17 protein-coding genes are annotated in these 17157 nt (G+C 72.2%); 10 read left to right on the top strand and 7 right to left on the bottom strand.

What is annotated here, in order from left to right; translation table 11 throughout:
- Positions 1 to 15: 15 nt before the first annotated feature.
- Both AC54T1_RS11540 and AC54T1_RS11535 read right to left on the bottom strand, forming a co-directional pair.
- Positions 16 to 651, bottom strand: a complete 636-nt coding sequence (locus AC54T1_RS11540; RefSeq protein WP_484345740.1) for a Crp/Fnr family transcriptional regulator — start codon at positions 649 to 651, stop codon at positions 16 to 18.
- Positions 652 to 808: 157 nt separating this feature from the next.
- Positions 809 to 1222, bottom strand: coding sequence for a hypothetical protein (locus tag AC54T1_RS11535; protein ID WP_484345481.1), 414 nt, complete (start codon positions 1220 to 1222; stop codon positions 809 to 811).
- Positions 1223 to 1341: 119 nt separating this feature from the next.
- On the opposite strand from AC54T1_RS11535, the gene nth reads away from it, so the two are divergent.
- Positions 1342 to 2055, top strand: a complete 714-nt coding sequence (gene nth, locus AC54T1_RS11530; protein WP_496912015.1) for an endonuclease III — start codon at positions 1342 to 1344, stop codon at positions 2053 to 2055.
- On the opposite strand, the gene AC54T1_RS11525 is transcribed toward nth, so the two are convergent.
- Positions 2042 to 2971, bottom strand: coding sequence for an alpha/beta fold hydrolase (locus AC54T1_RS11525; protein ID WP_496912014.1), 930 nt, complete (start codon positions 2969 to 2971; stop codon positions 2042 to 2044). The two genes, nth and AC54T1_RS11525, sit on opposite strands and share 14 nt — an antisense overlap.
- Positions 2968 to 3762 (bottom strand): winged helix-turn-helix transcriptional regulator, encoded by a 795-nt coding sequence (locus AC54T1_RS11520; protein WP_484345484.1) that lies wholly within the window; start codon positions 3760 to 3762, stop codon positions 2968 to 2970. The genes AC54T1_RS11525 and AC54T1_RS11520 overlap by 4 nt, the downstream gene beginning before the upstream one ends.
- 152 nt (positions 3763 to 3914) lie before the next feature.
- Between AC54T1_RS11520 and AC54T1_RS11515 the strand changes: the two genes are divergently transcribed.
- Positions 3915 to 4649, top strand: a complete 735-nt coding sequence (locus AC54T1_RS11515; RefSeq protein ID WP_496912013.1) for a hypothetical protein — start codon at positions 3915 to 3917, stop codon at positions 4647 to 4649.
- On the opposite strand, the gene AC54T1_RS11510 is transcribed toward AC54T1_RS11515, so the two are convergent.
- On the bottom strand, positions 4646 to 5029 hold the full coding sequence (locus AC54T1_RS11510; RefSeq protein ID WP_484345486.1) for a DsrE family protein: 384 nt from the start codon (positions 5027 to 5029) through the stop codon (positions 4646 to 4648). The two genes, AC54T1_RS11515 and AC54T1_RS11510, sit on opposite strands and share 4 nt — an antisense overlap.
- 148 nt (positions 5030 to 5177) lie before the next feature.
- Between AC54T1_RS11510 and AC54T1_RS11505 the strand changes: the two genes are divergently transcribed.
- The 6 genes from AC54T1_RS11505 to AC54T1_RS11480 are packed head-to-tail and all read left to right on the top strand — an operon-like array spanning position 5178 to position 9947.
- A complete protein-coding gene (locus tag AC54T1_RS11505) occupies positions 5178 to 5759 on the top strand; it encodes a heme-binding beta-barrel domain-containing protein (protein WP_484345487.1) in 582 nt (193 codons plus the stop codon).
- A gap of 1 nt (position 5760) precedes the next feature.
- Positions 5761 to 6888 (top strand): CAF17-like 4Fe-4S cluster assembly/insertion protein YgfZ, encoded by a 1128-nt coding sequence (ygfZ, locus tag AC54T1_RS11500; RefSeq protein ID WP_496912012.1) that lies wholly within the window; start codon positions 5761 to 5763, stop codon positions 6886 to 6888.
- Positions 6885 to 7958: an FUSC family protein gene (locus AC54T1_RS11495; protein ID WP_496912011.1), complete on the top strand. Its 1074-nt coding sequence runs from the start codon at positions 6885 to 6887 to the stop codon at positions 7956 to 7958. The genes ygfZ and AC54T1_RS11495 overlap by 4 nt, the downstream gene beginning before the upstream one ends.
- A gap of 16 nt (positions 7959 to 7974) precedes the next feature.
- The gene (locus AC54T1_RS11490) at positions 7975 to 8292 is read left to right on the top strand and encodes a DUF2516 family protein (protein ID WP_484345490.1); all 318 of its coding nucleotides are present in this window, start codon (positions 7975 to 7977) and stop codon (positions 8290 to 8292) included.
- Positions 8293 to 8295: 3 nt separating this feature from the next.
- Positions 8296 to 8730 carry a D-aminoacyl-tRNA deacylase gene (dtd, locus tag AC54T1_RS11485; RefSeq protein WP_496912010.1) on the top strand — a complete coding sequence of 145 codons (435 nt, stop codon included), beginning with the start codon at positions 8296 to 8298 and terminating at the stop codon, positions 8728 to 8730.
- Complete coding sequence (locus AC54T1_RS11480) at positions 8727 to 9947, top strand: glycosyltransferase family 4 protein (protein ID WP_496912009.1); 1221 nt, start codon at positions 8727 to 8729, stop codon at positions 9945 to 9947. Before dtd ends, AC54T1_RS11480 begins: the two co-directional genes overlap by 4 nt.
- A gap of 45 nt (positions 9948 to 9992) precedes the next feature.
- Here AC54T1_RS11480 and AC54T1_RS11475 read toward each other — a convergent pair whose 3' ends face one another.
- Positions 9993 to 10436 carry a hypothetical protein gene (locus tag AC54T1_RS11475; protein ID WP_496912008.1) on the bottom strand — a complete coding sequence of 148 codons (444 nt, stop codon included), beginning with the start codon at positions 10434 to 10436 and terminating at the stop codon, positions 9993 to 9995.
- Between the two features lie 190 nt (positions 10437 to 10626).
- Here AC54T1_RS11475 and pgi point away from each other — a divergent pair, with 190 nt between their 5' ends.
- Positions 10627 to 12285 (top strand): glucose-6-phosphate isomerase, encoded by a 1659-nt coding sequence (pgi, locus tag AC54T1_RS11470; protein ID WP_496912007.1) that lies wholly within the window; start codon positions 10627 to 10629, stop codon positions 12283 to 12285.
- Positions 12286 to 12331: 46 nt separating this feature from the next.
- Here pgi and AC54T1_RS11465 read toward each other — a convergent pair whose 3' ends face one another.
- Entirely contained in the window at positions 12332 to 14227 is a 1896-nt protein-coding gene (locus AC54T1_RS11465) for a M48 family metallopeptidase (protein WP_496912006.1), read from the bottom strand.
- Between the two features lie 311 nt (positions 14228 to 14538).
- Between AC54T1_RS11465 and AC54T1_RS11460 the strand changes: the two genes are divergently transcribed.
- Positions 14539 to 17115: an ATP-dependent Clp protease ATP-binding subunit gene (locus AC54T1_RS11460; protein WP_484345495.1), complete on the top strand. Its 2577-nt coding sequence runs from the start codon at positions 14539 to 14541 to the stop codon at positions 17113 to 17115.
- Positions 17116 to 17157: the final 42 nt, after the last annotated feature.

The raw sequence follows: 17157 nt of genomic DNA, 5'->3' as shown, positions 1-17157 counted from the left end.
CGCTCGTCGCCGCGGTCAGCGAGCGCGACGCTCCAGGCGGTCGAGATCGAGGAGCACGACGGCGCGGCCCTCACGGCGCACCCACCCGCGGCTCGAGAAGTCGGCGAGGGCCTTGTTCACCGTCTCGCGGGATGCGCCGACGAGCTGTGCCAGCTCCTCCTGCGTGAGGTCGTGCGCCACGCGGATACCCTCGTCCACCGGCTCGCCGAACCGCTTCGACAGGTCGAGCAGCGCCTTCGCGACGCGACCGGGGACGTCGGAGAAGACGAGGTCCGCGAGGGCCTCGTTCGTCCGGCGCAGGCGGCGCGCGAGTGCGGTCAGCAGGTGCTTCGCGACGCCGGGGTTCTCCTCGAGCGCTGTGACGAGCGCCGCGTGGCCGAGCTCGTGGAGGACGGAGTCGGACACCGCGCTGGCGGTGAGCGAGCGCGGGCCCGGGTCGAACAGGGAGAGCTCGCCGAACATCTCGCCGGGGCCGAGCACCGCGAGCAGGTTCTCGCGGCCGTCACCGGAGCTGCGGCCGAGCTTGATCTTGCCCTCGCTGATGACGTAGAGCCGGTCGCCCGGCTCGCCCTCGCTGAACAGGACGTCGCCGCGCGCCAGGTCTATCCGTGTCATCGACGCCAGGAGGGCTCGTGTCTCGTCGTCAGCCATCGTGGCGAACAGCGGGGCGGTGAGCACAACATCTTCGTTATCCACGCGGACGTCCTTCACGCGAGTAGCGGGCGAGCTTGTCCCCACAGTCTGCCTCATGGGCGCCGCTGCCGTGCCGCGAGCGCGCCGGGACGCGGTGGTGGGTCGCCGCAGGACGTCAGGTGGCGAGCGCGACCGCGGGGGACGCGGGGTCCTGGCTGAGGTGCGCGACGAGCAGATCCGTGGCGACCATGAGCGCAGCCCGCACCTGCCCCTCGTAGATCGACAGCGAGGCGTCCGCGCTGCGCAGGCGGGGGAGATCGTCCACGGGGAACGCTTCACCCGTGCCGCGAGTGAGGTCCACGAGGTGGCTGTAGGGCACGACCGGCGCGGTGACGTCCGCCTCGAGGTGCGCCGCGGCGTCGTCACCCAGCCGGTCCGGCAGGACCGCTCGGGCGACCGTGAGGTCGAGGCGTGCGCGCAGAAGGCGGCGCCAGTGGGCGATCTGGGTGACCTCGTGCCGCAGGATGCGGTGCGTCCGGCGGATCTCCGCCAGCTCGGTGTCGGCTCGCCAGCCGTCGGGCAGCAGCACTGGTGACCTCCTGACGTCGACGTGTGATGCGTGTACTAGATTTTCGGCAGGGACGGACCGGTTCTTGAGCGTCGAGACCCTGAGACCGTCATCACGCGCGCGACCAGACGGAGGCCCCGATGCCGAGCACAGGCGGCGCTGAGCGTCCCGGCCCGCCGCTGGCTCTCGTGCGCCGGGCCCGACGGATGAACCGCGAGCTCGCCGCCGTGCACCCCGACGCCCGCTGCGAGCTCGACTTCACGTCCCCCCTGCAGCTGCTCGTCGCCACGGTCCTGTCGGCCCAGTGCACGGACAAGCGCGTCAACCAGGTCACCCCCGCACTCTTCGCGCGGTTCCCCGACGCCGCGGCGTACGCCGCGGCGGACCCGGCGGAGATCGAGGAGCTCATCCGCTCGACGGGGTTCTACCGGCCCAAAGCCCGAGCGCTGTCGGGGATCGGGGTCGCGCTCGTCGAGCGGTTCGGCGGGGAGGTCCCGGCACGTCTCGACGACCTCGTCTCGCTCCCGGGCGTCGGACGCAAGACCGCGAACGTCGTGCTCGGGGACGCGTTCGGCGTCCCGGGCATCACCGTCGACACCCACGTCGGTCGCCTCGTGAGGCGGTGGGGGTGGACGACGAGCGAGGACCCCGTGCGGGTGGAGCACGAGATCGCCGCGCTCATCGCGAAGAGGGACTGGACCGTCTTCTCGCACCGGGTCATCTTCCACGGGCGGCGGGTGTGCTTCGCGCGGCGCCCGGCGTGCGGGGCGTGCCCCGTCGCCGCGCTGTGCCCGTCCTACGGCGTCGGCGAGACGGACCCGGAGATCGCCAGCGGCCTGCTCAGGTCCAGCTGACCGCGCGGTCCGGGATGCTCCCGAGCCAGTCGAGGAGGAGCTCGGAGACGGCGTCGGGCGCCTCCTCGGGGAGGAAGTGCCCTGCCCCCGGCACGACCTCGAACCGCAGGTCCCGGCACAACGCCGAGCTCTCGAGGTCGGCCACCTCGAGCCGCGCGAGCGGATCGGCCTCGCCGTGCAGCTGCAGCACCGGGACGTCGATCGGCGCCCGCACGGCAGCGAGGAACCGGCGGCCGCTGGCCGTCGAGGACGTGCGTGCGAACCAGCGCACCGCGTCGAGGCAGCTGTGCGCCGCGAACGGGACACGCATCGCGGTCTGGTAGGTCTCCATCGCCTCGTCGGACCACGGGGCGACGCTCCACTCACGCAGGAGGGTGGCGAGGAGGTCCCCGCGAGCCAGTGCGCGTTCGGGGACGACCGGGAGCTGCAGGTAGGCGAACCGGGCCGCCCCCCGGCGCGTGAGCACGCTCCGCAGCGGCAGGTGGAGCACGCCGGGGTGGGGCGCACTGACCGCACCGACGGCGGACGTCACGACGGGTTGGAGGGCGGCCATCGCCCACGCGACGGTCCCGCCGAGACCGTGCCCGACGATCGTGGCGCGCTCCGCACCGAGCGAACGGATGACGCCGGCGACGTCGCGGGTGCGACTGGGCACGTCGTAGCCGAGCGGGGGCTTGTCGGAGGCTCCGGTGCCGCGCAGGTCCAGCGCGGCCACCCGGTATCCCGCCTCGCCGAGGGCGACGAGCTGCGCGCGCCAGGCCCACCAGAACTGCGGGAAGGTGTGGAGCAGCACGACGAGCGGCGCCCTCGGGTCTGTCGGCCCCGCCAGTGCCACGTGGAAGCGCGCCCCGTTCGCGGGGACGAACTCGTGCCGCCAGTCGCCGGGAATGAGGACGTCGCTGTAGTCCGAGGTCACCGGACGGGTTCCGTGGCCGACGGCCCCGGGTCGGGGACGTCCGAGACCTCACGCTCCCTCGCTGCCAGCTCCGCGGCGTCGAGCGCGAGGGTGTCAGCCACCTGCGCGGCTCGACGGTCCTTGGGTGCGTCGAAGCGGTAGCCGACGTTGCGCACCGTGCCGATGAGCTGCTCGAACTCGGGGCCGAGCTTGGCCCGCAGGCGACGCACGTGGACGTCGACGGTCCGGGTGCCCCCGTAGTAGTCGTAGCCCCAGACCTCCTGGAGCAGCTGGGCGCGCGTGAAGACACGACCCGGGTGCTGGACGAGGTACTTGAGGAGCTCGAACTCCTTGTACGTGAGGTCGAGCGGGGTGCCGCGCAGACGGGCGGTGTACCCGCTCGCGTCGATCATGAGCTCGCCGGAGGAGATCTCCTCGGGCTGGTCCTGCGCGCCACCGTGCGTGCTGCGCTCGCGGGCGAGCCGCAGCCGGGCGTCGACCTCCGCGGGGGTGGCGCTGTCGAGCAGCATGTCGTCCGCGCCCCACTCGGCGGTGACGACCATGAGCCCGCCCTCGGTGAGGATGAGGACGATCGGGATGCTCAGGCCGGTGGCACGCAGCAGCCGGCAGGTGGTCCGGGCACCCGCAAGGTCCCGACGCGCGTCGATGAGCACGACGTCCGAGTCCGGGGCGTCCACGAGGGCCGACGGCTCCATGGGCAGCACGCGGATCCGGTGGGTGAGGAGCCCCAGCGCGGGAAGGACCTGCGCGGACCCACCCGCGGTGGGTGTGAGGAGCAGCAACGTGGCCATGAGATTCACCTCTTCTCCGACGGGCGACCACCGGAATGCGATGGACGCCGGAGCTCGGGGTGTCGCTCGCGCGGACCCTGCTCGGCCCCGATTGTTCCATGCTCACTGCCGCGGGTGGGGCGGGACCCGTCGAATCTGGGAGACTCGGGCCTGTGAATCTCTCGTCGCGCGCAGTCGCCACGGCCTGTGCGGCCGCCGCCATCGCCTGCGGTGCGTACCTCGGAGGCGTCGCGCTCCTGGTCGTCCTGGCGGTCCTCGTCGTCCTCTTCGCGCTCGGGTGGGCGTCGCTCCTGGGTCTGCCCGCCCCGGGCGGATCCTTCCTCGTCGTCGTCCTCCCGGGCCTCGGTGCGCTCGCCGCGGTGCAGGTGACGTACACGGACCCGTGGTTGCGGTACCTGCCGCTCGTCATCGCGATGGGCGTGCTGCTGGCGTTCATCAACGAGCTGTTGCGGGCGGACGGGCGCGAACGCCTCGTCGAGTCGTTGTGCGGCGGCGTGAGCGGGCTCGTGGTCGCCGCGTGCACGGCGGGGTGGATCGCGTCGGACAAGTCCGACGACGGGACGTCGCTCGTCGTGTGCTGTGCGGTGTCGATCGCCGCGGCGTCCGCAGTCTCCGCGGTCCGGCTGGCGCTGCCGCTCGTCCTCACCGCGACCGTCGCGGTCGCCGTCGCGGCCGGGGTGGCGGTCGGCTACGTCATGCCGGGAACCACGTGGCTGAGCGGCATCTGGACGGGGCTCGTCACGGGCGGGCTCGTCGTTGCGCTGCACCTGCTCTTCGACCGCCTGCCGGAGCTGCGCAGCCCTCGTGCGGCGCTCGCCGCGATCGTGCTGCCGGTGGCGGTGGGCGGGATCCTCGTCTACGTCGTCGGCCGGCTGCTCATCGCCTAGTAGACGAGTGCCTGCGTGCCGGGCGCCATGATCTCCTCGACGAAGCGGGGCGCTCCCGCGATCCGCACGCCCGGGAGCACGTCGTCCGGCCCGATGCCGCGGCGGGCCGCGCACTGGGTGCAGAGCGTGACGGTCCCGGCCTCGAGGAGCGTCTCGAGGAGGTCGGGCAGGGGAGCGGCGTGCTCGAGCACGAGCTCGGCGGCGCGTCCGGGGAGGGCGAACCATGCTGACTCGCCCGTGAGCCACAGGCTCACCTCGACGCCCGCGGCGATCGCGGCGGCAGCGACGGTGAAGGCCTGGTTCGTCGCCTCCGGACGCTCCGTGCCTGCCGTGGTCTTGATGACGAGTCGCTGTGACGCACGCGGTGCGGGGTCGCTCATGCGGTCAGGGTAGCGCGACGTAGGATGAGCGCATGGACCTTCACGCACTGGAGCTGACGTACCTCGGGCTGTTGATCGCGGCGACGCTCGTCATCACATGGTTCGCGTTCTACGTCGTCTACAAGCTCTTCAAGGGACAGCGCTGACCGTGGCCTTCGCGCTGCCAGACGGCCTCGCCCCTGAGGTCTACCCGCTGGCCTGGCTCGTGGGGTCCTGGCGGGGCGAAGGCGTCGTCGCCTACCCCGGGATCGACGAGGCGGCGTTCGTCCAGGACGTCGTGTTCGACCACGACGGTGGACCGTACCTGCGCTACGAGTCGACGATCCGGCTGCTCGAGCCCTCCGTCCCGGAGACGGTGCCGGACGACTGGCCCGCCGCCGACCGCCCGACCGAGAGTGCCGCCGCGCTGACGGTGTGGTCGACGGAGACCGGGTACTGGCGCGTGCCGCCGGAGCGGCCGGAGGACTTCCCGGCCGACAAGACGCCCCTCGAGGTCATGCTCGCCGACCCGGCCGGTCGACTGACGCTGTACGCGGGTGCGATCGGCAACGGCCGCATCGACCTCGTCGACGACCTCATCGCCAGGACGGCCACCGCCGCCGAGGTCACCGCGTCCAAGCGGCTGTACGGCCTCGTCGAGGGCAACCTCATGTGGGTGTGGGAGCTCGCGGCGTTCGGGAACCCGCTGCAGTCCTACGCCTCCGCGAACCTCTCCCGAGTGGACGCCTGAGATGACGTCGGCGTCCGGGACGACGTGGACGAGCCCGCTCCTGTCCCGCCGGGGCGCCGTCGCGGCCGCCGGTCCTGACACCGGGGTCGCGTGGCACTACGGGGACCCCACGGCGGAGCAGCGCGCGCTCGTCGCCGGCGGCGCGGTCGTCGACCTCTCCCACGCGGGCGTCGTCACGGTGAGCGGCCCCGACCGTCTCAGCTGGTTGCACTCCATCACGTCCCAGGAGCTCACCGGGCTGGCGCCGCGGCACTCCACCGAGACCCTCGTGCTCTCCCCGCACGGTCACGTCGAGCACGCGCTGTCCGTCGTCGACGACGGCGCCACGACGTGGTTGATCACCGAGGGCAGCCACGCCCCGGCGCTCACGGCCTGGCTCACGCGGATGAAGTTCGCGCTGCGCGTCGAGGTCGAGGACGTCAGCGCGCAGTGGGCCGTGCTCGGCGAGCCGGTCGACGCCGAGGCGGGCGAGGGCGAACCCGTCACGTGGCGCGACTCCTGGCCGCGCACCGCTCCCGGCGGCACCCGCTACGGCCCGCCGGACGACGAGCACCCGGGCGCCGAGCGGCCGTGGCGCCTCGTCCTCGTGCCCCGGGACGAGATCGTCGACGCGGTCGCCGCGCGTGAGGCCGCCGGGTGGCGGCTCGCCGGGACGTGGGCGAGCGAGGCCCTGCGCGTCGCCGCCTGGCGCCCGCGCCTCGCGACCGAGGTGGACCACAAGACGATCCCGCACGAGCTCGACTGGCTGCGCACCGCGGTCCACCTGCGCAAGGGGTGCTACCGGGGACAGGAGACCGTCGCTCGGGTGCACAACCTGGGGCGCCCGCCGCGGCGCCTCGTCATGGCGCACCTCGACGGCTCCGGTCACCTGCTCCCCGAGCGGGGCGCGGAGGTCGAGGCCGGGGACCGCGTCGTCGGGACGGTGACGAGCGTGGCGCGGCACCACGAGGTGGGGCCCATCGCGCTCGCCGTCATCAAGCGCAGCGCGCCCGTCGACACGGACCTGCTCGTCGCGTGCGACGGTGGGGCCGTCGCCGCCGGCCAGGAGGTCATCGTCCCGGGCGAAGGGGTCTCCACGGACCGCCCGGCGCCGCGCGGTCCCGTCGCCCGAGGCCTCACGCCCCGGTGAGACTCCTCCTCGCGAGCAAGGTCCGGCAGGGCCGCTCGAGAGTCCGCAGCGCAGCGCTGCCCGTCCTCGTGGCGTCCATCGCCGTGACCGTGTCGTTCTGGCTCGCGGGGCTGCTGTTCGGGCACCAGTACCCCTTCTTCGCGCCGGTGTGCGCGTGGATCTGTCTGGGATTCACCGCCGACCGCAGCATCCGCCGGGTGCTCGAGCTCGGCATCGGGGTGACGCTCGGCGTCGGCCTCGGGGAGATCCTGCTCCACCTCATGGGGACCGGTGCCTGGCAGATCGGCCTCGTCCTGGGGCTCTCCGCCCTGCTCGCCCGGTTCGTCGACCGCGGCCCGCTCATGGCCACGCAGGCGGGGGTGCAGGCCATCGTCATCATCGGTCTGCCGCTCGCCTCGACGGGCGGCGGGCTGGGGCGGTGGACGGACGCGCTCGTCGGTGCGGCCGTCGCGCTGCTCGCGACCGCACTCACCCCGGGCGACCCGCGCCGTGCGCCCAGGCGCGTCGGCGGGGAGGGCCTCGGGGAGGTCGCGGACACCCTCCAGGCGATCGCCACGGGCCTGCGGACCGGGGACGACACGGACAAGGAGCACGCCCTCGTCCGCGGCCGCGCGTCGGAGCCGGCGCTCGACGAGTGGCAGACGTCGGCGCGCGACGCGCTCGCCACGGCCCGGGTCACGGCAGCCGGGCGGCGGTACCGCAAGGAGCTCGCCGAGCTCGAGCGCACGGCCGTGCTCGCCGACCGGGCGATGCGCACCGTCCGCGTCATCGCCCGGCGGGCGCTGTCGTTGCCGGCCGGTGGTGACGACGTCGAGCGCCTCGCGGCACTGCTCGACGACCTGGGCAAGGCCACGCGGGAGCTTGCGGAGGACGTCGCCGCCGGGCGCTACCCTCGCCCGTCGCTGTCGCTCGTCCTCGAGGTCGCCGGGCGCGCCGCGCCCGGGCTGCTCGGCGACGGGCAGTGGCAGGTGCAGTCGCTCATGCTCATCCTCAGGTCCGCGGTCGTCGACCTCGCCGAGGCGGCCGGGGCGGACCCGCGGGAGGCGCGGGACGCCCTCGCCCCGTTATGACCCTAGGCTGGTGACCATGTTCGACGACCTCCAGCTGTACCTCCTCGCTCTCATCTCAGCCGTGCTGTTCGCCGCCGAGGTGTTCGCGCTCGTCGACGCCGCGCGCCGTCGCCCCGCCGCCTTCGTCAGCGCCGGCAAGCGCACCAAGGGCTTCTGGGTGGGACTGCTCGCGGTGTTCGCCGTGCTCGGCTTCATCGGCCTCTTCCCGCCGATCGGCGGCGGCTACCTCGGCCTGTGGGCGCTGTTCGTCGTCGTCCCGGCCGCGATCTACCTCACGGACGTGCGGCCGTCGATCAGCGGCTACCGGGATCGCGGCTCCTCCGGTCGGTGGTGACCCGTGCGCGCAGTCGTGCAGCGGGTCGCGCGCGCCCGGGTGACCACGGGTGACGAGGTCCTCGCGGCGTTCGACGGTCCTGGTCTCGTCGCGCTCGTCGGCGTGACGCACGACGACGGGCCGGGCGACGCCGCGACGATCGCGCGGAAGGTCGCCGAGCTGCGGATCTTCCCCGGTGCGTCCGGCGAGGTGGGGGCGGTCGATCTCGGCGCGCCCGCCATCGTCGTCAGCCAGTTCACGCTCTACGCCGACACCCGCAAGGGGCGGCGGCCGTCGTGGAACGCCGCCGCGCCCGGCGCCGTCGCGGAGCCCCTCGTCGCGGCGGTCGTCGACGATCTGCGCGCGCGGGGCCTGACCGTCGGCACCGGGCGGTTCGGCGCGGACATGCAGGTGGAGCTCGTCAACGACGGCCCGGTGACGATCATCCTCGACTCATGAGCGAGCGTCCGCTGCGGGTCGGGCTCGTCATCGACGACTCCCTCGACCGACCGGACGGCGTGCAGCAGCACGTCCTCACCCTCGGTGCGTGGCTCACGCGTCAGGGCCACGACGTCCACTACCTCACGAGCACGACCGGACGGACCGACCTGCCCGGTCTGCACTCACTCGCGCGGAACCTGCGCCTGCGGTTCAACGGCAACCGGCTGGGCATCCCGCTGCCCGCGTCCGCGCGGGCTGTCGACGAGGTGCTCGCGGACGTGGGGTTCGACGTCCTGCACGTGAACATGCCGTACAGCCCGCTGCTGGCGGGGCGTCTCGTCGCGCGAGCCGCGCCCTCGACGCGGGTCGTCGGGACGTTCCACATCCTTCCCTGGACGGCGCTCACGCGGTGGGGCACGCGCCTGCTCGGGCTCGTCCAGCGACGCCAGCTACGGCGCTTCTCCCACGTCGTCGCGGTGTCGGCACCCGCCGCGGCCTTCGCCGCCGAGGCCCTGCACGTGTCGCCCGTGGTCATCGGCAACCCCGTCGAGGTGGAGCGGTTCACGCGCGCCCGCGACGCGGAGGTGGCGCGCCGCGCACACCCGACCGGGCCGCCGGGTACCCAGGGGACCTCGGGTGCCCAGGGGACCTCGGGTGGGCAGGAGCCGTCGGGTGGGCAGGAGTCGTCGGCCGACGAGCCCGTGCGGATCGTCTTCCTCGGCCGGCTCGTGGAGCGCAAGGGCGCGGGGGAGCTGCTGCGGGCCGTCGTCGCCCTGCGCGCGCTCACCGACGTCCCGGTGCGCGTCGTCGTCGGTGGCACCGGGCCGCTCCGCGAGACCCTCGGCGGGTACGTCCGGGCGAACGGGCTGTCCGACGTCGTGGAGTTCGCGGGCTTCGTGGCGGAGGAGGACAAGGCGGCGCTCCTTGCGGGCGCCGACGTCGTCGCACTGCCCTCGACCGGCGGGGAGAGCTTCGGCATCAGCGTCGTCGAGGCGCTCGCGGCGAGCCGCGGGGTGGTGCTCGCCGGCGACAACCCGGGCTACCGGACGGTCATGGACGGGCTCGAGGAGCAGCTCGTCGACGCGTCGGACACGACCGCCTTCGCGGCGCTCCTCGCGCGGTTCGTCACCGACCGCGCCGCCCGCGACCGCGCGAGCGAGCGGCAGGTGCGGCAGGCAGCGCGGTTCGACGTCGACGTCATCGGTGCGCAGGTCCTCGCGCTCTACCGCGACTGAGGTCGTCGTCCGCTCACGTCCCTCCGGGCCGGACGGGTGCTGCGCTCAGGCGCCGACGTGCTCCAGGCAGCGGCCCGTGTCCCAGGCGGCCCACGCGTCGGCGGGCACGACGACGTCGCCCGTCGGGGTGGTGCTCGTGACGTCGGGCGTGAGGATCTGCGCTCCGCACACCGTGCCCGTCGGGAGGCGGAAGGTGCAGCGCGCCCTGCCGACGGTCGCCGCGAAGGACGCCGTGAGGAGGGTGCCGTCCGTGAGCGTCGCGACGGGCGGGACCGGCACCTCCGACGGGCCGTACGGCGCCTGGGTGAAGGTCTCGTCAGTGAGACCTCCGGCGTCCAGGAGCGTGCGGACGGCGTAACGACCGGGCTCCGCGGGGTGCTGCTCGGTGATCTCCTCCAGGGCGGCGTCGGCGTCCTCCCACACCCCCAGGGATTCGACGACCTCCCCGGTGAGGCGATCGAGGACCACGTGCAAGGCTAGCTCCGTCATGCCGTCCATCTTCCCACCCGGAGCACGGGCGGCTCCGACCGGGCCCATGGCGAGAGACAGGCGGCGCACGCGGCGCGGCCAGCGGAGGCGTGGTCGCGGGAGGCGCGGGTCGGTAGGGTCGTTCGTGGAACAGTCGGTGCCAGTGACACCGCCGTCGCCCACGTCCGCCCACCTCTCGAAGGGGAACCCCGTGACCTCGTACGACTTCACCGGCAGCACCGCATGGCAGGCGCTCGCCGCCGAGCACTCGGACCTGTCCGGCATCTCCCTCCGTGACCTGTTCGACGCCGACCCCGAGCGCGCGACCCGGCTCACGGCCGACGCGGCGGACCTCCACCTCGACTACTCCAAGAACCTCGTCGCACGCACGACCGTCGAGGCGCTCGTCGCGCTCGCGGAGGAGGCGGGCCTCGCGGAGAAGATCGAGGCGATGTTCACCGGCCAGCACATCAACACCACGGAGGACCGGGCCGTGCTGCACACCGCGCTGCGGCTCCCGCGCGACGCGACGCTCGTCGTCGACGGGCAGGACGTCGTCGCCGACGTGCACGCCGTGCTCGACCGCATGGGCGTGTTCGCGGACTCCGTCCGCTCGGGGGAGTGGACCGGGCACAGCGGCAAGCGCATCACGACGGTCGTCAACATCGGTATCGGCGGCTCGGACCTCGGTCCCGTCATGGCGTACGAGGCGCTGCGTGCCTACGCGGACCGCGGCATCGAGTGCCGGTTCGTCTCCAACATCGACCCCACGGACGTCTACGAGAAGGTCCACGGCCTCGACCTCGAGTCGACCCTGTTCATCGTCGCGTCCAAGACGTTCGGCACGCAGGAGACGCTCACCAACGCGCGCACCGCACGGCAGTGGCTCGTCGAGGCCTACGGGGGCGACGAGTCCGCGGTCGCGAAGCACTTCGTCGCCGTGTCCACCAACGCGGAGCGGGTCGCCGAGTTCGGCATCGACACCGCCAACATGTTCGGGTTCTGGGACTGGGTGGGTGGACGCTACTCGTTCGACTCCGCCGTGGGGCTCGCGCTCATGCTCTCCATCGGCCCGGACGGGTTCCGGCAGATGCTCGACGGTTTCCACGCCATGGACGTGCACTTCCGCACGACGCCGTTCGCCGAGAACGTCCCCGTCCTCATGGGCCTGCTCAACGTCTGGTACAACAACTTCTACGGCACCGGCAGCCACGCCGTGCTGCCCTACAGCCAGTACCTGCACCGGTTCCCCGCCTACCTCCAGCAGCTGACCATGGAGTCGAACGGCAAGTCCGTGCACCTCGACGGCACCCCTGTCTCCGACAACGTCGCCGAGGGCTTCGCGACGCAGACCGGCGAGATCTTCTGGGGCGAGCCCGGCACCAACGGGCAGCACGCCTTCTACCAGCTGCTCCACCAGGGCACGAAGGTGACGCCCGCCGACTTCATCGGTTTCGCGGTGCCCAACCACGACCTCGGTGAGATGCACGACCTCTTCATGTCGAACTTCTTCGCGCAGACCGCCGCGCTCGCGTTCGGCAAGACCGCCGAGGAGGTCGCCGCCGACGGCAGCCCCGAGGCGGTCGTCCCGCACCGGGTCATGCCCGGCAACCGGCCGACGAACACGATCCTCGCGGAGAAGCTCACGCCGTCGGTGCTCGGCCAGCTCGTCGCGCTCTACGAGCACATCACCTTCGTCCAGTCGGTGATCTGGGGCATCAACGCGTTCGACCAGTGGGGCGTCGAGCTCGGGAAGGTCATGGCCAACCAGCTCGCCCCGAAGCTCACGTCCGCAGAGGCGCCCGCCGCCGACGCCGACGGCTCGACGAACGCCCTCGTCGCGCGCTACCGGGAGCTGCGGGGGCGCTGAGCCGGCCCAGGTGCTGGTCGCGGCCCGCAGCGACCAGCACCGCCGCTCAGACCTCGACCCCGCTCCGACCTCGGGCGGCGAGGATCGCCTCGAGGTGCCCCGCGACGAGCTCGTCGCTGTCCTTGGTCAGCCGGTCGCCCGACCAGCTGGCCTTGAGGCGCATCGTGGTCCCGTCACGCAGGGAGATCTCGGCCCGCAACGGGATCGCCTTGTCCACCCGCCCACCGGCGATCTCCTCGAACGGCACGAAGGTGTGCGCCTGGGCCAGCGCGAGCACCGTGGTGGACGCGAGGACGGCGAGCATGCGGTCCTTGCCGCGGTCCGTCGACTTCGGCGCCGGGACGAGGACGAAGCCGAGGTCGAGCAGGTACAGGTCGTGCGGAGCGTCGTCCACGTGGACCGTCGCGAGACCTCCGAGCAGCTCCGACCCGTGCGCCGTCTCGCGGTCGGCGACGGGGCGCAGTGCGTCGAGGTCGACGCCGAGCGACTCGAGGCGGGAGCGCGCCGCGGATGTCGTCGTGGGGTCGATCGCGAGTGCGGCGATCCCGGCGAGGTCGAGCGGCCCGTCCGGCCCCACCAGCTGAGCGGAGTCCGCCCAGGAGTGCTGCACCCGGGCCGCCCCTGCGTGCAGCACGGCCGCCTGGAGAAGGGCGGTGATGCAGTCGTGCAGCGAGACCTCCTCGCGCGTCTCGTGCCCGTCCTCGGCGGAGGCAGCGGCAGCTCCGACCCCCAGCTCATGTGCCAGGAGGGCCCCACGCCCGGTCTCGAGCAGGTCGAGCACCGTTGCGGCGGTGGGGGTGGACGTGGACGCTGCGTCGATGTGCGCGGACGAGCGGAGCACGCTGTCCGCGATCCGCTGGATGTCGGCCCCGACTGCCCGCGCCGTGAGCTCGTCCCACGGCAGGAGCGTGCGGTCGTCGAAGTCCACGACGTGCTCGGCGAGGGCAGCGGTCACTCCCTCGAAGTCCGGGATGAGCACCCAGGCGGGGCGGGCGTCCGAGGGCACCTCGGGATCCGGCATGGTTGCCATCGCTGCGACGCGGACGGGTGTCGGGGGGTGGCTGTCCCACGCGGAACCTGCGTCCTGCTGCTCCGCCGCGCGCAGCTCGGCGAGGAGTCCTGGGCGTGCGGTGAGCATCGCGGGGAAACCGTTGAAGAAGTCGGCGGCCCGCGGAGCGGACCCGTCCTCCCAGGCGGACTCGACGTAGGCCCGCAGGTAGAAGGCCCACGCCCCGGCGAGGGCTCCGGCCTCGACGAGAGCGCTCTGCGCCGCGGCACGGCTGGTGACGCGGACGGAGAGCTCGTCGGCCTCCAGCTCCTGCCGCCTGCTCGACGCCGCGGACACGAGCACGTAGAGGAAGGCGTACGGGCGCAGGACCCAGCCCACGAGGTGGTCCGAGAGCGCCTCCACGGTGGTGAGGATCGCTGTCCGCCCTCGGTAGGTGATGGCACCGAGGCGGGTGTGGTTGCGTGAGTAGTGGCCGAGCTCGTGGGCGAGCACGGCCCGCAGCTGCAGCACGTCGAGTCCCTGCACGAGCGGCGCGCCGAGGTACAGGCGCCGGAACCCCGGCAGGAGGCCCATGAACCGCCCGTCCTCCGTGACGGCGGCCTCGACGTCGCCGACCAGCCGGATCTCGTCGGGCACGCGGGTGCCCGCGATCCCGGCGATCTCGACGACGACGGCCCACAGCTCCGGTGCCGTCTCCCGGGCCAGGACCAGCCCTGGCTCGGGTTCGTCCCGCACGGCGCGGATCGTGCGCAGCGCGGTCACGACACCAGCTGCGGCCCCGATCGTGCCGACGACGAGCGCGGTGCCGGCCGACGTCCAGCCAGCCCGGTACGCCAGGATGCTGAGCATGCCGAGCGCCACGACGAGGCCGACGACGAGGACGTAGAAGAGGGCGAGCAGACCGAGTGCCAGACCGGCTCTGAGGGTGGTCATCACGCGGACCTCTTTCACGGTCCCGACGGGAACCGGGTGCGATGAGCTGCGAGCTCAGGGGGGTGAGCGTCGGATGCTCACTGCCCTCTCATCGGAGGGACCGGTCGTGATCTTGAGCACCCGGTCGTGCGGACGCGGGGTCGGTGCCCGTGCCTGACCGGACGACGCGGGCGGAGGGCCCGGGCGTGCGCATCGTCACGCCGCTGGCGAACAAGGGCATATCGAGCCGCTCCCACCCGTTGTCGCCCACTAGAGTCGGTGCGGTCAGGCCTGGACCCTCCAGTTCCGGCCCGCACCCGTGAGGAGCGAACATGTTCGAGAGATTTACTGACCGAGCCCGTCGGGTGGTCGTCCTTGCCCAAGAAGAGGCGCGGATGCTCAACCACAACTACATCGGGACCGAACACATCCTGCTCGGTCTCATCCACGAGGGGGAGGGCGTCGCAGCCAAGGCCCTCGAGTCCTTGGGCATCTCGCTCGACGCGGTCCGCTCACAGGTGACCGAGATCATCGGTGAGGGTCAGCAGGCGCCGTCGGGGCACATCCCGTTCACCCCGCGCGCCAAGAAGGTCCTGGAGCTGTCGCTGCGCGAGGCGCTGCAGCTCGGACACAACTACATCGGCACCGAGCACATCCTGCTCGGCCTCATCCGCGAGGGCGAGGGCGTCGCCGCCCAGGTGCTGACGAAGCTCGGCGCGGACCTCAACCGGGTCCGCCAGCAGGTCATCCAGCTCCTGTCCGGCTACCAGGGCAAGGAGCCCGTCGCCGCCGGCAGCCCGAGCGAGGGTACGCCCGCCGGTTCGGCCGTGCTCGACCAGTTCGGCCGCAACCTCACGCAGGCCGCCCGCGAGGGCAAGCTCGACCCCGTCATCGGGCGCTCGAAGGAGATCGAGCGCGTCATGCAGGTGCTCAGCCGCCGCACCAAGAACAACCCGGTCCTCATCGGTGAGCCCGGCGTCGGCAAGACGGCCGTCGTCGAGGGCCTCGCCCAGGACATCGTCGCCGGGGACGTCCCCGAGACGCTCAAGGACAAGCAGCTGTACACCCTCGACCTCGGTGCGCTCGTCGCCGGGTCCCGCTACCGCGGTGACTTCGAGGAGCGCCTGAAGAAGGTCCTCAAGGAGATCCGCACCCGCGGCGACATCATCCTGTTCATCGACGAGATCCACACCCTCGTCGGTGCGGGTGCGGCCGAGGGCGCCATCGACGCCGCGTCGATCCTCAAGCCGATGCTCGCCCGCGGTGAGCTGCAGACGATCGGTGCGACGACGCTCGAGGAGTACCGCAAGCACGTCGAGAAGGACGCGGCGCTCGAGCGTCGGTTCCAGCCCATCCAGGTGGCCGAGCCGTCCCTCCCGCACGCCATCGAGATCCTCAAGGGTCTGCGTGACCGCTACGAGGCGCACCACCGAGTGTCCATCACGGACGGTGCCCTCGTCGCTGCAGCGACCCTCGCGGACCGCTACGTCAACGACCGGTTCCTGCCGGACAAGGCCATCGACCTCGTCGACGAGGCGGGAGCGCGCCTGCGCATCCGCCGGATGACCGCTCCGCCGGAGCTGCGCGAGCTCGACGACAAGATCGCCGAGGCGCGCCGCGACAAGGAGTCGGCGATCGACGAGCAGGACTTCGAGAAGGCCGCACGCCTGCGTGACAGCGAGAAGCAGCTCACGCAGCAGCGCGCCGACAAGGAGAAGGCCTGGAAGGCCGGGGACATGGACACCGTCTCCGAGGTGGACGAGGACCTGATCGCCGAGGTGCTCGCCCTGTCCACCGGTATCCCGGTGTTCAAGCTCACCGAGGCGGAGTCCACCCGCCTGCTCAACATGGAGAAGGAGCTCCACAAGCGCATCGTCGGCCAGGACGCCGCCATCAAGGCGCTGTCCCAGGCGATCCGGCGCACCCGCGCCGGGCTCAAGGACCCCAAGCGTCCCGGTGGGTCGTTCATCTTCGCCGGCCCCACGGGTGTCGGTAAGACGGAGCTCGCCAAGGCGCTCGCCGAGTTCCTCTTCGGTGACGAGGACGCGCTCATCCAGCTCGACATGTCCGAGTTCTCGGAGAAGCACACCGTCTCGCGCCTGTTCGGCTCGCCCCCCGGCTACGTCGGGTACGACGAAGGTGGACAGCTCACCGAGAAGGTGCGGCGCAAGCCGTTCTCCGTGGTCCTGTTCGACGAGGTGGAGAAGGCGCACGCCGACATCTTCAACTCGCTCCTGCAGATCCTCGAGGACGGGCGCCTCACGGACTCCCAGGGTCGCGTCGTCGACTTCAAGAACACCGTGATCATCATGACGACCAACCTCGGCACCCGGGACATCGCCAAGGGCGTCCAGACCGGGTTCAACGCCGGCGGGAACCTCGGCACGAACTACGAGCGCATGAAGACGAAGGTCAACGAAGAGCTCAAGCAGCACTTCCGGCCCGAGTTCCTCAACCGTGTCGACGACGTCGTCGTCTTCCCGCAGCTCTCGCAGGACGAGATCGTCGCGATCGTCGACCTCATGATCGCGCGGCTCGACTCGCGTCTGCAGGACAAGGACATGGCGATCGAGCTCACCGACGCCGCGAAGGTCCTCCTGTCCGAGAAGGGCTACGACCCGGTGCTCGGTGCCCGTCCGCTGCGCCGTGCCATCCAGCGCGACATCGAGGACGTGCTCTCGGAGAAGATCCTCTTCGGTGAGATCAAGGCCGGCGAGGTCGTCCTCGTCGACGCCGAGGGCGAGGGCATCCTCGGAGAGTTCAGCTTCCGTGGCGTGCCGAAGTCCCTGCACAAGCGCCAGCCGGTGGCGGTCCCCGCCGGGTCTCTCCCCGTGAACGACGGACCGGTGAACATCACCGACCTGCCGCCCGCACCGGGTGGCGGAGCAGCCGCCGCGACGGCCGACTGACCGCCGCGCCGACCCGCTGCAGCACACGAACGGCCCCGCACC

This window comes from Sanguibacter sp. Z41_6 (genome assembly GCF_059621145.1).
This window is presented reverse-complemented; position numbering and strand designations above follow the sequence as displayed.